Source organism: Pengzhenrongella phosphoraccumulans (genome assembly GCF_045689905.1).
Classification (GTDB): domain Bacteria; phylum Actinomycetota; class Actinomycetes; order Actinomycetales; family Cellulomonadaceae; genus Pengzhenrongella; species Pengzhenrongella phosphoraccumulans.
Genome location: NZ_CP144210.1, coordinates 3,662,319 through 3,676,422, shown reverse-complemented (window position 1 = coordinate 3,676,422; position 14,104 = coordinate 3,662,319). Strand labels below are relative to the sequence as shown.

The following is a 14,104-nucleotide window of genomic DNA, read 5'->3' as shown; positions in this document are numbered from 1 at the left end:
CGGCCCGCCTTCGTCAGATCGGTCAGACGACCTCACGGAGGCGGGCGCGGTCGCCCGACTGGCTCACGACGGACTCGCTCGGCGTCCCGGGGTCCGTCCAGCGCAGCACCGCGCCGACGCCGTCGATGAGCTCGACGCTGCCGTCCACCGCGAAGGTGACGCCCGCGTCCTGACCGAGGGCCGCCCGGATGAGGCCCACCTCGGCCGGCAGCTCGCGGGCGCCGTCGACCACCCCGATCGACTCGAGGTCGTCGCGGTCGAGGCCGATGTGCAGCGGGTCCGGGCCGACCCAGACCGTGCGATCAGCCAGCGAGGAGGCCTGGCCCAGCGGCGGCTCGGCGAGCACGAGGTCGCGCACCTGGCCCCGACGCAGGACCTCGATCACGTCCCCGAGCTCGGTGACGGCGCCCTCATCGCGGCCCTTCTCCTGCCGGAAACGGCTCAGCACGAGCTCGCGCCGGCGGGTGCGGAACAGCTCGAGCGCCTGGCGCACCCGCTGGGCGAAGACGTCCGCCTTGACGCCCTGCGCGCGGGACCCGCCGGGCACCTCCACGAGCAGCTCGGCCGCCCGCTGCCCGACGCCGTCCCGCACGAGCGCGACCGCGCGCACGTCCCCCGTGATCAGCACGAGCTCCGGATCGCGGGCGGCCACCACGCGGTCGAGCTCGGCGGCGACGGCGTCCGCGTTGCGCTCCCAGGAGTCCTCCGCGCGCGTCTGCATCCGCCGGTGCGACATGCCGCCCTCACGCATCTTGTGCACGACGTCGTGGCCGCCGTCGATCACGTCGTGCAGCACCTCCCCGACCTGCCCGGACGGGCCGGGCCACAGCAGGTCGGCGCCCTGGCGGTCGACCTCGATCACCAGGTAGTCGACGGTCTGGTCGGCGGCGCGCACCGCGGGCAGCAGTGCCGGGACCGCCTCGTAGACCGCCACCGAACGGGCCGGCGGGTCCGCGAGGACGCGGTCCACGCACACGCCGTCGACGTCAGCTATGAGCACGCGCCCGTGCGGGCCGGAGACCCACGTCGGTCGCTCGACCGCCTCCTCGAGGCTCGCCAGGACGCCCACGGGCGCACCGGCATGCTCGAGCTCGCGCCGCAGACCGCGCCACCGGTCGACCGCCTCGGACTCCCCCGCGGAGTCCGCGCGGGTGGCGTCGAGGTAGACGGTGGTGAACGGCCCGGAACGTCCGAGCAGGGGCTTGAGCCACTGGAGCTTCATGGGCATCGCCTTCGGTCGAAGGGGTCCGGCTCACGGCGCCCGCGGCCGGGGATGACCCCTCCACCCTCGCGCCAACCCCGGGCCGAGCGCTACCCCTGCGGCCACCCGGAACCGAGAGCCCCGCGCCGCACCGGATAAGGTCAAGGCAGTCCCCTTCCCTCTGGAGCCCCCCTGATGCTTGAGTCCACCTCCCCGTCGCTGGTCGACGTCCCGGCTTCGACGAGCATCAGCACGCTGCTCGCGCAACGGGTCGCCCGGGCACCCGAGGGCACGCTCGCGGAGCGCAAGTCGGGGCTCGGCGGCGCCTGGATCCCGGTGTCGGCACGCGCCTTCGCCGCCGAGGTGGCGGCGGTCGCCAAGGGCCTGGTCGCCCTCGGGATCGCGCCCGGCGAGCGCATCGCGCTGATGTCCCACACGCGATACGAGTGGACCGTGCTCGACTTCGCCATCTGGGCCGCCGGCGCGGTGGGCGTGCCCGTGTACGAGACGTCCTCGATGGAGCAGGTCAGCTGGATCCTGTCCGACGCCGACGTCCGCCTCGCGATCGTCGAGACGCCCGCGCACGCCGCGACCGTCGAAGAGGCCCGCAGCGGGCTACCCCAGCTCGGCCGGGTGCTCGTCATCGACGCCGAGGCCGTCTCCACGCTCGTGGCAGCGGGCACCGAGGTGGCCGACGCCGAGATCGAGCGCCGCAGCGCCCTGGCCGGGATGGACGACCTCGCCACGATCATCTACACGTCCGGGACGACCGGACGACCCAAGGGCGTCGAGCTCACCCACGGGAACTTCGTCACGCTGTCGCTCAACGGCGTCAACGGGCTCGGCGAGGTCTGCGCGCAGCCCGACTCGCGCACGCTGCTCTTCATGCCGCTCGCGCACGTCTTCGCGCGGTTCATCCAGGTCCTGTGCATCCCGTCGGGCGCGGTGCTCGGCCACACCCCCGACACCAAGAACCTGCTCCCCGACCTGCAGTCGTTCCGTCCCACCTTCCTGCTCGCCGTGCCGCGCGTCTTCGAGAAGGTCTACAACTCGGCCGAGCAGAAGGCCGGGTCCGGCGTCAAGCTGCGGCTGTTCCGCTGGGCCGCGAAGGTGTCGATCACCTACTCCCGCGCGAGCGAGACCCCGCAGGGCGCGAACGCCGTGCTCAAGACGCAGCACGCCGTGGCCGACAGGCTGGTCTACGGCAAGCTGCGCACGACCCTCGGCGGGCACGTGGTGTACGCCATCTCCGGCGGTGCGCCGCTGGGTGAACGCCTCGGCCACTTCTACCGGGGGCTCGGGCTGCGCGTGCTCGAGGGCTACGGCCTGACCGAGACGACGTCGGCCACCGCCGTCAACCGGCCGCACGCCATCAAGATCGGCACCGTCGGCCCGCCCTTCCCGGGCGCATCCTTCCGGATCGCGGAGGATGGCGAGATCTGGGTCTCCGGCGGCCACGTCTTCCCCCGCTACCACAAGAACCCCGAGGCGACCGCGGAGGCGCTCGTCGACGGCTGGTTCCGTACCGGCGACCTCGGCGCCCTCGACGAGCAGGGGTACCTGCGCATCACCGGGCGCAAGAAGGAGATCATCGTGACCGCGGGCGGCAAGAACGTCGCGCCCGCCCTGCTCGAGGACCGCCTGCGGGGCCACCCGTTGGTGAGCCAGGTCGTCGTCGTCGGCGACCAGCGGCCCTTCATCGGCGCCCTGGTGACGATCGACGCGGAGATGCTCCCGGGCTGGTTGGCGAGCCACGGGCTGCCGCGGATGGACGTCCCGACCGCGGCCGTGCACCCCGACGTGCTCGCAGCCCTGGACCGCGCCTCGGTGCGTGCGAATGCGGCCGTCTCGCGCGCCGAGTCCATCCGCAAGCTGTCCGTGCTGACGGTCGACTTCACCGAGGCGAACGGGTACCTCACGCCGTCGATGAAGGTCAAGCGCAGCGCCGTGCTGCGCGACTTCGCCGGCCAGGTCGACGGGATCTACGGCGGCCCGGTCCCCTCTCGCGTCTGAGGACGATCCAGGTCGCACCCCGTCAGGGCAGCGACTTGGCGATCTCCTCGTGGTGCCGGATGACCTCTTCGACGATGAACCCGAGGAACTTCTCGGCGAAGACCGGGTCGAGTCCGGACTCCTGGGCGAGCCGGCGCAGCCGCTCGATCTGCTGGGCCTCGCGCGCCAGGTCCGACGGCGGCAGCCCCTCGTGGGCCTTGAGGTGGCCCACCTGCTGGGTGCACTTGAACCGTTCGGCGAGCAGGTGCACGAGCGCAGCGTCGATGTTGTCGATGCTCTGACGCAGCGACGACAGCTCGGGTGGGAGGGCGTTCACGCGCTCTTCTCGCGGCGCTTCGCCGGCGCCGGGATCTCGCGGGGCACCAGCGTCGGGTTGACGTTCTCGAGCACGACCTCGCGCGAGATGACCACCCGGGCGACGTCGTCGCGGCTGGGCACCTCGAACATGACCTGCTGGAGGACCTCCTCCATGATGGCCCGGAGCCCGCGTGCACCGGTTCCGCGCAGCAGCGCGAGGTCGGCGATCGCGTTGACGGCCTCGTCGGTGAAGTCGAGCTCGACGCCGTCGATCTGGAACATCCGCTGGTACTGCTTGACGAGCGCGTTGCGCGGCTCGGTGAGGATCCGGACCAGCGCGTCGCGGTCCAGCGGCGACACGGTCGTGATCACCGGCACGCGGCCGATGAACTCGGGGATGAGCCCGAACTTCAGCAGGTCCTCCGGCATGACCTCGCCGAACACGTCGGTGTCGTCGATCGAGTGCAGCGAGGCCCCGAAGCCGATCCCACGCCGCCCGGCGCGGGAAGTGATGATCTCGTCGAGGCCGGCGAAGGCGCCCGCAACGATGAACAGCACGTTCGTCGTGTCGATCTGGATGAACTCCTGGTGCGGGTGCTTGCGGCCACCCTGCGGCGGGACGGACGCCGTCGTGCCCTCGAGGATCTTCAGCAGCGCCTGCTGGACGCCCTCGCCCGACACGTCGCGCGTGATCGACGGGTTCTCGCTCTTGCGGGCGATCTTGTCGATCTCGTCGATGTAGATGATGCCCGTCTCGGCCTTCTTGACGTCGTAGTCAGCGGCCTGGATGAGCTTGAGCAGGATGTTCTCGACGTCTTCGCCGACGTAGCCGGCCTCGGTCAGCGCCGTGGCGTCCGCGATCGCGAACGGCACGTTGAGCATCTTGGCCAGCGTCTGCGCGAGGTACGTCTTGCCGCAGCCCGTGGGGCCGATCAGCAGGATGTTCGACTTCGCGATCTCGACCGCGTCCGCGTCCGAACCGGGGCCGCGGGAGGCCTCGCCGACCTGGATCCGCTTGTAGTGGTTGTAGACCGCCACCGCGAGCGACCGCTTGGCGGGCTCCTGGCCGATGACGTACTGCTCGAGGAAGTCGAAGATCTCGCGAGGCTTGGGCAGCTCGACCATCGCGACCTCGGTCGCCTCGGCGAGCTCCTCCTCGATGATCTCGTTGCACAGATCGATGCACTCGTCGCAGATGTAGACCCCTGGCCCGGCGATCAGCTTCTTGACCTGCTTCTGCGACTTTCCACAGAACGAGCACTTGAGCAGATCGGCGCCGTCTCCGATGCGAGCCAAGGCCGCCACCTCTCTTCGGGTCATCCGCCCGTCAGCGGACGAAGTACATCGAGTGCGAACGGTACCGACCGGCCCGCGCCCTTCCCATTGCACACCACCGGCGACGCAATGTCGCCCTCAACACCCGGCCGCGCTGCCCCAGTGTGCGTGGTAGGCCGAACGGGCACCCTGGTAGGTGCCCGTTCGGACCCGTTCGATCAGACCGAGGCGACGACAGGCGCCTTGCGGCTCTCGAGCACCTGGTCGACGAGGCCGTACTCCTTGGCCTCGGCAGCCGTGAGGATCTTGTCCCGCTCGATGTCGTTGCGCACCTGGTCGACAGTCCGACCGGAGTGCTTCGCGAGCGTCTCCTCGAGCCACTCCCGCATGCGGATGAGCTCGTTGGCGTGGATCTCGATGTCGGACGCCTGCGCGTACCCGCCACCCTCCATCGCGGGCTGATGGATCAGCACGCGCGCGTTCGGCAGCGCGAGCCGCTTGCCGGGGCTCCCCGCGCCGAGCAGCACGGCCGCGGCCGAGGCCGCCTGCCCGAGGCAGACGGTCTGGATCTGCGGCTTGATGTACTGCATCGTGTCGTAGATCGCCGTCATGGCGGTGAACGACCCACCGGGCGAGTTGATGTACAGGATGATGTCGCGGTCCGGGTCGGTGCTCTCGAGCACCAGCAGCTGGGCCATGACGTCGTCCGCGGACGCGTCGTCGACCTGGACACCCAGGAAGATGATGCGGTCCTCGAACAGCTTGGTGTACGGGTCCTGGCGCTTGAAGCCGTAGGCCGTGCGCTCCTCGAACTGCGGCAGGACGTACCGGCCCGACGGGGCGCCGTAGGGCAGCGCCCGGCCGCCGGCGAGGCGGGTTGCGCTGGAGATGTACTGCGACTCGATACTCACGGGTTCTCCTCGAACTTCAGCAGGGCGGATGCGGTCGATGACCGGGATCAGGAAGCGGCTGTGCCGCCGCCACCCGCGACGAACCCGGCGTGCGCGACGACGTGGTCGACGAACCCGTACTCGAGCGCCTCGGGCGCCGTGAACCAACGGTCACGGTCCGAATCGGTGTGGATCTGCTCGACGGACTTGCCGGTCTGCTCGGCGATCAGCTCGGCCAGCACGTTCTTCATGTGCAGGATCAGCTGGGCGTTGATGCGGACGTCCGTCGCGGTGCCGCCGATGCCGCCCGAGGGCTGGTGCATCATGACGCGGGCGTGCGGGGTCGCGTAGCGCTTGCCCTTGGTCCCGGACGAGAGCAGGAACTGCCCCATCGAGGCGGCCATGCCCATCGCGACCGTGGCCACGTCGGGCTGGATGAACTTCATCGTGTCGTAGATCGCCATGCCGGCCGTGATGGAGCCACCGGGCGAGTTGATGTAGAGGAAAATGTCCTTCTCAGGGTCTTCCGCCGCAAGGAGCAGCATCTGGGCGCAGATCGCGTTCGCGTTCTCGTCGCGCACCTCGGACCCGAGCCAGATGATCCGTTCCTTGAGAAGTCGGTTGAAGATGTGGTCGTTGAGTCCCAGGCCTGCGCCTTCGGCCCGCGCGATCATCGGCTGCTCGTTCACCAAGGCTCCCTAGTTCTGACGTTCGTGCCGGGGCGAACCACCGTGTGACGGTGGCGCGGATACCGGGCGTGTGCAGTGACCCTAACGCCGCGCCGCCAGCGAGAACGCCCCGGAAACAGGAGTTTTCGCTGACGGCGCAGCGCAGTCGACGCGGGGTGGGCGCCGGGTCGGATCAGGCCTTGGCGGCGTCCGTGCCGTCGGTCGCGGCGTCGGTCGCGCTGTCGGTGATCTCGATCTCGACGTCCGTCTCAGACTCGATCACGACGTCGGCCTCGTCGTCGAACACGATGTCCGAGTCGGCGACCTCGTCGTCGAACACGATGTCCGAGTCGTCGCCGGCAACCGCGGCGGCGGCCTGCGCGGCAGCGAACACGGACTCGGCCTCCTGGTCGTCGGCGTCCGAGCCGATGAACTCGGACAGGTCGACGGCGGTGCCGGCGGCGTCGACGACGCTGACGCGGCGCAGCGCGACGGCGATCGCCTTGGAGCGTGCGACCTCGGCGACCATGGCCGGGACCTGCCCCTGCTCGTCGACCGTCTTGATGAACTCGTTCGGGTCCATGCCGTACTGGCGCGATGCGCTCACCAGGTACTCGAGCAGCTCGTTCTGGCTGACCTTGACCTCGAGCTTCTCGGCCAGGGTGTCCAGCAGGATCTGGTGCTGCAGAGCGGTGGTCGCCTGCACGACGACCTCTGCGCGGTGCTCGGTGTCCTCGGTGCGACCCTCGGACTCGAGGTGGCGGACGACCTCGGCCTCGACGACGCCGGCCGGCACGGGGATCGCGGCGGCCTCGAGCAGTTGCTCGAGCAACCGGTCGCGCGCCTGGACCGCCTGGCCGGAGGCCTTGCCCTTCGCGGCCTGCTCGCGCAGGTCCGCCTCAAGCTCGGCCAGCGTGTCGAACTCGCTCGCGAGCTGGGCGAAATCGTCGTCCGCGGCGGGCAGGTCGCGCTGCTTGACCGTGGTCGCGGTCACCGTGATGTCGGCCTGCTGACCCTCGAGCTCGCCACCGGCGAGCGGAGCGGAGAAGGTCGTGGTCTCGCCGGCCGACAGCCCCGTGAGGGCCTCGTCGAGCCCCTCGAGCATGTTGCCCGAGCCGATCTGGTAGCTGACGCCGCTGACGTTGTCGACCTGCTCGCCCTCGGAGTTCGCGACGAGGTCGAGCACGACGAAGTCGCCCACGCCGGCCGGACGGTCGACGCCGACCAGGGTGCCGAAGCGCTCACGGAGCGCGTCGAGCGCCTTGGTGACGTCCTCGTCGGTGACCTCCAGGTCGTCGACGGCCACGGTGATCGCGTCGAGCGCGGGGATCTCGATCTCCGGGCGGACCTCGACCTGTGCGACGAAGTGGAGCTCACTGGAGGTGTCGGAGATGTCGGGCACCTGCGTGACCTCGATCTCGGGCTGACCCAGCGGGCGCAGCTTGTTCTCACGCACGGCAGCGCTGTAGAAGGACGACATGCCGTCGTTGATGGCGTGCTCGAGCACGGCCGCGCGCCCGACCCGCTGGTCGATGATGCGCGGCGGGACCTTGCCCTTGCGGAAGCCGGGGACCGAGACCTGCCCCGCGAGATGCGCGTAGGCGTGGTCGATGCTCGGCTTGAGCTCCTCGTACGGCACCTCGACGGTCATTTTGACCTTGGTGGCGTCCACGGTTTCGACGGCGCTCTTCACTTCGGTGGTCTCCCAGTGCTCTGGTGTGATCGGCCGGGAATGCCGGCCGGCGGTCGCGTGCCGTGGGTCGTGGGGCGAGGGGTGGGTACCCCGTCTCCTGTTGGCCCGCAGCGGCGCGAGCGGGCATGGAAGACCGCGCGCGCAACCCGACGATGGTACGTCACCGAAGAAATGAGTCGGGATGGCGGGATTCGAACCCACGACCTTCCGCTCCCAAAGCGGACGCGCTACCAACCTGCGCCACATCCCGTGACGGCGGCGAGTCTAGTGGCTGGGGATGTCGACGCGTGCGCGACCGGTCTGGCGGGGTGGGACGTCCCGAACCCGGCGGCGGAGCGGTTAACCTTGTGGCCGACCGGAGCGATCCGGCCTTCGCGGGTGTAGCTCAATGGTAGAGCACCAGTCTTCCAAACTGGCTACGGGAGTTCGATTCTCCTCACCCGCTCCAGTATTTCCGCAGGTCACAGACCTGCGGCGACCATGTCAGACCCCCGCTGGACCCTTGTCGCAGGCCCGTCGTGCCATAACGTGCCATTAGCGCCCGGAGGTCCCGCCATGACTGCTCGCACCTCGCACCGCCGCTCGAGCGGCGCCATCCGCCGACTGCCGTCCGGGAGGTGGCAGGCCCGGTACACCGGACCCGACGGCGCGATGCGCACCATCGGCACCTTCGCGGCCAAGGCCGAGGCCGACCAGGCGCTCGCCCACGAGGTCTCCGCGATGGCCCGCGGCGGGTGGCGCGACCCCCGGCTGGGCGAGCAACCGCTGGGTGAGTGGTTCCGCGGCTGGATCGCGACCCGCACCGACATCGCCGAGTCGACCCACGCGCTGTACGAGCAGGTCCTGGCCACCTGGATCGACGCGCCCATCCCCGTGGCCACCACTACCGGGCGGCCGCGAGCCATCCACCTGGGGATCCGGACGCTGGCCTCGCTGACGCCAGCCGTGGTGCGGGAGTGGAACCACGCGGTGACCACCGAGTCGACGCGGCGCGTGACCGAGCGGTGGGAACGCAGCAGCAAGCACGACACTCGCGTGAACGCGGCGATCCGGGCGTGGGCGGCAGCGTCGGGTGCGCCGTTGGCGGCCACCGGCCGGATCCCCGGCTGGGCGCGGGACGGATGGGTCGCCGCGACCGGCGGCACCTCGGTGCCCGAGCGCCCGTTGCGGCGCAACGCCGGCCAGACGGCCGCGACGCAGGCCTACCGGTTGCTGCACGCCGGGATGGCACAGGCGGTGGCGGACGAGTTGATCACCGCCAACCCGTGCGCGATCAAGGGCGCCGGGCAGCGGGACGCTCATGACCGCACCGACCGGCGCACCGTCAACCTCGAGGAGATGTGGGCGCTGGCCGACGGCATGCCCGAGCGGTACCGGGCGTCCGTGATCCTCGCGGTCTGCGGCGGCCTGCGCGCGGGTGAGCTGTTCGCTCTCCAGCGCAAGCATGTCGACGTCGCCGCCGGCGTGGTGCGGGTCGAGCAGTCCCTGGCTCGCCGGCACACCGGCCAGGGCTGGTTCAGCGCGCCGAAGACCCGGGCTGGCAAGCGGGCCGTGGTGCTGCCGAAGATCGCCGTCGCCGCACTACGGGAGCACATGACGCGGTTCACTCCCCCGGGCCGTGATGCGTTGATCTTCGGCACGCAGAACGGGACGCCGCTGTCCAGCGGGTCGCGATCGACGATGTTCGCCAAGGCGCGCGGTGCGATCGGGCGCGATGACCTGACGTGGCACGACCAGCGCCACTCGGCGCTCACCCTCGTGGCGGCCACAGGCGCGACCCTGCCCGAGCTGATGGAACGTGCGGGCCACGCGAGCCCGCGCGCCGCCCTCCACTACCAGCACGCCGTCGACGACTCCCAGCGCCGAATCGCGGAGCGACTGGATGAGGTGCTCATCGAGCGACCGCGGACGGCGTGACACCTGAAGGCGCAAGCGGCATCGTCATCGCCGGCCCGCGCGCGCGTGCGCAAGCTAGACAGCCCGGCGGTGGCTGCGCTGGCAAGCGGCAGGCGCACGTGCGAAGGCCTCTGCTGCAGCCTCCTCGCCGAGCGACGGATCCCCCGTCGCCAGGGCGAGCGCGCGGCTGACCCGAGGAAACTCCTCCCGATACCAATCCGCGAAAACCCGCCCCGTCCGGGCGCCCCCTGATATCTGCATACCTCTACAAGTCCTGAGAGCCGAGAAACGTTTAGTCAGTCCGCGGCCCGATCGGCCAGCAAGTCCTCAGGCTGTCACCTCCGAGCGACTCCGAACCAAAGAAGACGCTCCGTGTCGTCGTGACCGCCTGCGTGGCGCTTGCCGAGGGATCCCGGCCGCACCTGTTTGCTGGCCCTGGAACGCGCCGGCCACGCGTCGCGCGAACACCACTTGATGCCGTCTAAGGCGCGGTCGCCGACTGGTCGAGTGATGCTCGATGGGGTTTCGGATCCTGAGACGTAACGTGCTGGCCCGCGCGGCTCGGTCCGCTGGCAATTGAGCGCGTCGTTCGCCCGAAGCCGGCGGGAACCCGTCTCCAAACCAGATCGAATGAAGCTCTCAGCGACGCCTCGGCGCCGGGGCGACGATTCGCATGGGCCGCAGAATCTCCTGCAAGCTCGCGCGCCGGATGCGCACGAGGCGGCTACCGACTTTCACGGCGCTCAGGTCGCCGTTGGCGATCAGCTTGCGGATGTAGCGCTCGGTGACGCGCAGCTCCTCGGCTGCTTCCGTGACGGTGATGAACTCCGAGCGGTACGGATCGGTGACGGTGAGGGACATGGCATTCCTTTCGGTCGTGCGTTGGTAGGTGCAGGTCAGCGTCCGATCGCGGGTCCATCGCGCGTTGGGTAGGTCGGTTCTGCCGACAGCGGTTTCTGTGGACGGCGGCGGCGTTCGAGGCCGTGGGGGTGCCAGTCGGGGCCGGGGTAGTCCCGGCGCCGGGGTGGGATCGGGGAGGGCGTGTCGGGGTGGTAGACGGCCCAGGTCTCGGTGGCGGTGAGCTCGGCGTGGGTGGTGGCCAGGATCTGGTCCAAGACGTCGCGGGCGGTGGGGGCGGGGCCGCCGACGGCGGGCAGGCAGTCGTCGTCGTGGGTGTCGGTGATGACGTAGGTCCGGTTGAGGTCGCGTCCGCGGCTCATGGCCACGTACAGGTCTTCGCGGCCCATGCCGGGTGCGGCGATGGTGTGGGTCTCGTCCACGGTCAGGCCCTGGCTGCGGGCGGTGGTGGTGGCGTACCCGAGCTCGACATGCTGGGCGACGTATTCGGCGGGCAGCCGGACCGCTGCGCCGTCGGGGGCGTGGCCGGTTCGGGTGGCGGGTCGGGCGAGGAGGGCTCCGCCTGGCAGGACGGCGGTGACGTCCCACAGGGCGCCGTTGCGCACGTACCCGTCCGCGGTGGGCAGGTGGCGGTTGTTGCGCCGGGTCACGATGCGGTCCCCGACCCCCGCGGTCAGCCCGTCGTGCAGGGTGACGCCGGCCCGGGAGACGGCGCCGTCCAGGACGCCGGCGGCGTGGGCGCGGGCGTTGAGCTCGGTCACCGTGCGGGTGTCCACCGCCTGCAGGACGGCGACCCGCCCCTGGTCGCGGGCCGTGGTCACCGCATCCAGAGCGTCGTCGAGCATCTGGTCGGCGGTCCCGGAGGTAAACGCACCGTGCGCGTCGTAGGTGTCCAACGCGCTGGGGTGGGCGCGGCGTAGCTCGAGGCTGGCGCGCGCTTCCCACGGGTGGCTGAACCGCCACAGGGACGTGAGCTCGGCGGTGGGGCCACGGCGGGCGAGCATCGCGAACCCACCACCGGCGTCCACCGATCCGCGTTGCAGGTGGTCTCCGACCAGGAGCACCTTCGCCCCGACCGCCTGCGCCTGGGCGGTCAGGTCGGCCAGGGTGCGGGTGTCGGCCATGGAGGCTTCGTCGATGATGACCAGCTGGCGTGGCGCGAAGCGCCACTGGTCTTGGATGGTGCGCACCGCCCACTGCCGCACCTCGGACTCTTGACGCTGCGCGGAGGTCCGAGGTGCGGGGTCGCAACGGATCTGCTCCAGGGCGTCGAACATGGCGCCCCGTTTGGCGGCGCCGCCGCCGGCGCTCTCGTACAACCACTTCGCGGTCGTCTCACACTGGGTGCCCAGCGAGGTGGCCAGGGTGTGGGCGGCGCTGGCCGAGGGCGCCAGGCCGATCACGGGCCCGATCCACCGCCCCCAGTACGCGGCCAACCCGGCCAGGGTCGTGGTCTTGCCGGACCCGGCCGGGCCAACCATCGCGTCGAGCACCTTCCCCGACATGATGACCGCCTGCGCGGCAGCGAGCTGGTCGGGGGCCAGGGCGTCGAGGTACCCGCGCGCGAACGCGGGCACCTGGTCGGCGGCATGCGCCGGGGCGCCGGTCATCTCGGCGGCGTCGATCAGGACCCGCTCCGCACCGAGCATCTGAGGCGTGGTGAACAGGTCCTCCCCGACCCGGCGGGACTCGGGGGTGCGGGTGTCGTCCAGCTGCACGCACAGGCCGCGGGTGTCGGTCAGGATCGCCTTGAGCAGCAGGCGCCGCTCGACGGGGCTGGCCATGCGCAGCAGCTTCGAGGCGCGCAACGCTTCGGCGCCCAGGTTGAACGTCGTGAACACGGCCTTCTTCTCCTGCACGGCGGACAGCGCCTGGGCGGCGATCGCGGCGCGGACCTCGGGGCCGACGTCGTGCGCGTGCAACGCCCGCCCGTAGGTGCCGGCCAGGGCCCGCGCAGCCAGATCCAGGGGTTCGGCCCCGGTGCGGGCCCGGGCACGGTTGGCCCAGTCGCTGAACAGGTCCGTCAGCCGGTGCACCTGCTTGGCGGGGCGGGTCGTCAACGTGAAGTGCTGGCGGGCCTTCGTGGTCTCGCGGCGGTTCGGGTCGCGCCCGTGCTCGACCCGGAACTGGGTGGCCCACTGATCGGCGGCCTGGTGGATCTGCCCGGAGCGGGTGGAGAACTCCGCGAGCAGGTCCTCACCGATCCCGTCGACCTCGAACGCCGCGTTGCGCCGCGCGCCCCGCTCGCGCAACGACCAGGACACCGGCAGCACCCGCGCCAGTCCGTCGGCCAGCAGGACGTCGTACAGCTCGGAGACGGTCACGGTGGCAGCGAAGATCGTCTTGCCATCCAAGGACCGCCACTGCCCGTCGTGGCCCTGGGTCTTGTTGGCCAGCGCGACGTGGGTGTGCAGGTTCGGGTCCCCCGCCCGGGTGTCGAAGTGCTCGAACGCGACCGCGAGCATCCCCCGGGTGCGGATCTGCCGGGCACCGGCGGGCCCGACCCGGGAGCGGACCACCTGCTCCTCGACGAACTTCAACGCCTGGCCCACCGCGTCGCGGTGCGCGCCGTGGACCTTGGCCCGGGTGTCGTCATCGCCCAACGCCCACAGCACCGAGACGGACTTGGGGACCGTGAACGTGAAGTCGTACCCGACCACCGCCGGCGACACCTTCGGCGACCCGTCAGGGTTCGGCGCGGTGGTGGCGGTGGGGAACTCGCGGCCGAGCGGCTCACCGGTCAGCGGGTCGTGACCACGACCGAACAGGGCCCCCATCGCGTCCTCTGTGACGATGGCCCCGGCCGCCAGTCGGGCGGTGCTGCCTTCGCCGATGCCGGGCAGGCCTTTGCCGGTCCACCGCCCGGGCGGGTTCCCGCTCGCGGCGTAGTACGCCGTCAACGAATCCCCAGGCTGCAGGGGGATGTCGCCGGCGGCGACCTGCCGGGTCAGGTACCGGTACCCGTCGCGCGCGGTGAGCTTGTGCATCGACAACATCCCCACCACCCCCTTCCCGCTCGCCGTCGTGCGTGTAGTGCGTCCCTCTACCCGCAGGTATGCAGGCGAAGGGCAGAACACCCGGTTGGGCGGGCCCGAGTTTCCGGCTCGCCCCTCTACCCGCAGGTGTGCAGCAAAAGGGCAGAAGACGGTGTTGGAGCCCGATCGGGTTTCCCGGATCTCCCTTCGCTGTCTGCGGATGTGCGTGCACACGAGGGAGCCCGGGACGTGCGCACATGCGCTGGGTCACCGAAAGCGCAACTGAACGAAAGGAGTGCGCCGAACGGGCAGAAGACCGGGCTCACCCCCGGAAGTTC

The 14,104-nt window shown here is 70.7% G+C and carries 10 protein-coding genes and 2 tRNA genes; 3 read left to right on the top strand and 9 right to left on the bottom strand.

The window, feature by feature from the left end; translation table 11 throughout:
- Positions 1-22: 22 nt before the first annotated feature.
- Positions 23-1,222, bottom strand: coding sequence for a Vms1/Ankzf1 family peptidyl-tRNA hydrolase (locus tag VTA80_RS17030; protein ID WP_407342274.1), 1,200 nt, complete (start codon positions 1,220-1,222; stop codon positions 23-25).
- Positions 1,223-1,396: 174 nt separating this feature from the next.
- On the opposite strand from VTA80_RS17030, the gene VTA80_RS17025 reads away from it, so the two are divergent.
- On the top strand, positions 1,397-3,214 hold the full coding sequence (locus VTA80_RS17025) for an AMP-dependent synthetase/ligase (protein ID WP_407342273.1): 1,818 nt from the start codon (positions 1,397-1,399) through the stop codon (positions 3,212-3,214).
- Between the two features lie 22 nt (positions 3,215-3,236).
- On the opposite strand, the gene VTA80_RS17020 is transcribed toward VTA80_RS17025, so the two are convergent.
- The 6 genes from VTA80_RS17020 to VTA80_RS16995 all read right to left on the bottom strand — a co-directional run bounded on the left by VTA80_RS17020 (position 3,237) and on the right by VTA80_RS16995 (position 8,287).
- Positions 3,237-3,530: a chorismate mutase gene (locus tag VTA80_RS17020; protein ID WP_407342272.1), complete on the bottom strand. Its 294-nt coding sequence runs from the start codon at positions 3,528-3,530 to the stop codon at positions 3,237-3,239.
- Positions 3,527-4,807, bottom strand: coding sequence for an ATP-dependent Clp protease ATP-binding subunit ClpX (clpX, locus tag VTA80_RS17015; RefSeq protein ID WP_407342271.1), 1,281 nt, complete (start codon positions 4,805-4,807; stop codon positions 3,527-3,529). Before clpX ends, VTA80_RS17020 begins: the two co-directional genes overlap by 4 nt.
- Before the next feature lie 197 nt (positions 4,808-5,004).
- The gene (locus VTA80_RS17010; protein ID WP_407342270.1) at positions 5,005-5,697 is read right to left on the bottom strand and encodes an ATP-dependent Clp protease proteolytic subunit; all 693 of its coding nucleotides are present in this window, start codon (positions 5,695-5,697) and stop codon (positions 5,005-5,007) included.
- Positions 5,698-5,744: 47 nt separating this feature from the next.
- Positions 5,745-6,365, bottom strand: coding sequence for an ATP-dependent Clp protease proteolytic subunit (locus VTA80_RS17005; RefSeq protein ID WP_407342269.1), 621 nt, complete (start codon positions 6,363-6,365; stop codon positions 5,745-5,747).
- 172 nt (positions 6,366-6,537) lie between these two features.
- Entirely contained in the window at positions 6,538-8,037 is a 1,500-nt protein-coding gene (tig, locus tag VTA80_RS17000; protein WP_407342268.1) for a trigger factor, read from the bottom strand.
- Between the two features lie 176 nt (positions 8,038-8,213).
- Positions 8,214-8,287 (bottom strand) — tRNA-Pro (locus VTA80_RS16995).
- A gap of 124 nt (positions 8,288-8,411) precedes the next feature.
- Between VTA80_RS16995 and VTA80_RS16990 the strand changes: the two genes are divergently transcribed.
- Positions 8,412-8,485, top strand: a tRNA-Gly gene (locus VTA80_RS16990).
- 107 nt (positions 8,486-8,592) lie between these two features.
- Positions 8,593-9,954 carry a tyrosine-type recombinase/integrase gene (locus VTA80_RS16985; RefSeq protein WP_407342267.1) on the top strand — a complete coding sequence of 454 codons (1,362 nt, stop codon included), beginning with the start codon at positions 8,593-8,595 and terminating at the stop codon, positions 9,952-9,954.
- A 618-nt stretch (positions 9,955-10,572) separates the two neighbouring features.
- Here VTA80_RS16985 and VTA80_RS16980 read toward each other — a convergent pair.
- Together VTA80_RS16980 and mobF are read right to left on the bottom strand one after the other, a co-directional pair.
- Positions 10,573-10,794: an excisionase family DNA-binding protein gene (locus tag VTA80_RS16980; RefSeq protein WP_407342266.1), complete on the bottom strand. Its 222-nt coding sequence runs from the start codon at positions 10,792-10,794 to the stop codon at positions 10,573-10,575.
- Positions 10,795-10,829: 35 nt separating this feature from the next.
- The gene (gene mobF, locus VTA80_RS16975) at positions 10,830-13,778 is read right to left on the bottom strand and encodes a MobF family relaxase (RefSeq protein WP_407342265.1); all 2,949 of its coding nucleotides are present in this window, start codon (positions 13,776-13,778) and stop codon (positions 10,830-10,832) included.
- Positions 13,779-14,104: the final 326 nt, after the last annotated feature.

What these genes read in the sequence shown, in the direction of transcription:
- VTA80_RS17030 (WP_407342274.1), bottom strand. Translation starts at nt 1,222, where the DNA reads ATGAAGCTCCAGTGGCTCAAGCCCCTGCTCGGACGTTCCGGGCCGTTC.
- VTA80_RS17025 (WP_407342273.1), top strand. Translation starts at nt 1,397, where the DNA reads ATGCTTGAGTCCACCTCCCCGTCGCTGGTCGACGTCCCGGCTTCGACG.
- VTA80_RS16985 (WP_407342267.1), top strand. Translation starts at nt 8,593, where the DNA reads ATGACTGCTCGCACCTCGCACCGCCGCTCGAGCGGCGCCATCCGCCGA.
- VTA80_RS16980 (WP_407342266.1), bottom strand. Translation starts at nt 10,794, where the DNA reads ATGTCCCTCACCGTCACCGATCCGTACCGCTCGGAGTTCATCACCGTC.
- mobF (WP_407342265.1), bottom strand. Translation starts at nt 13,778, where the DNA reads ATGCACAAGCTCACCGCGCGCGACGGGTACCGGTACCTGACCCGGCAG.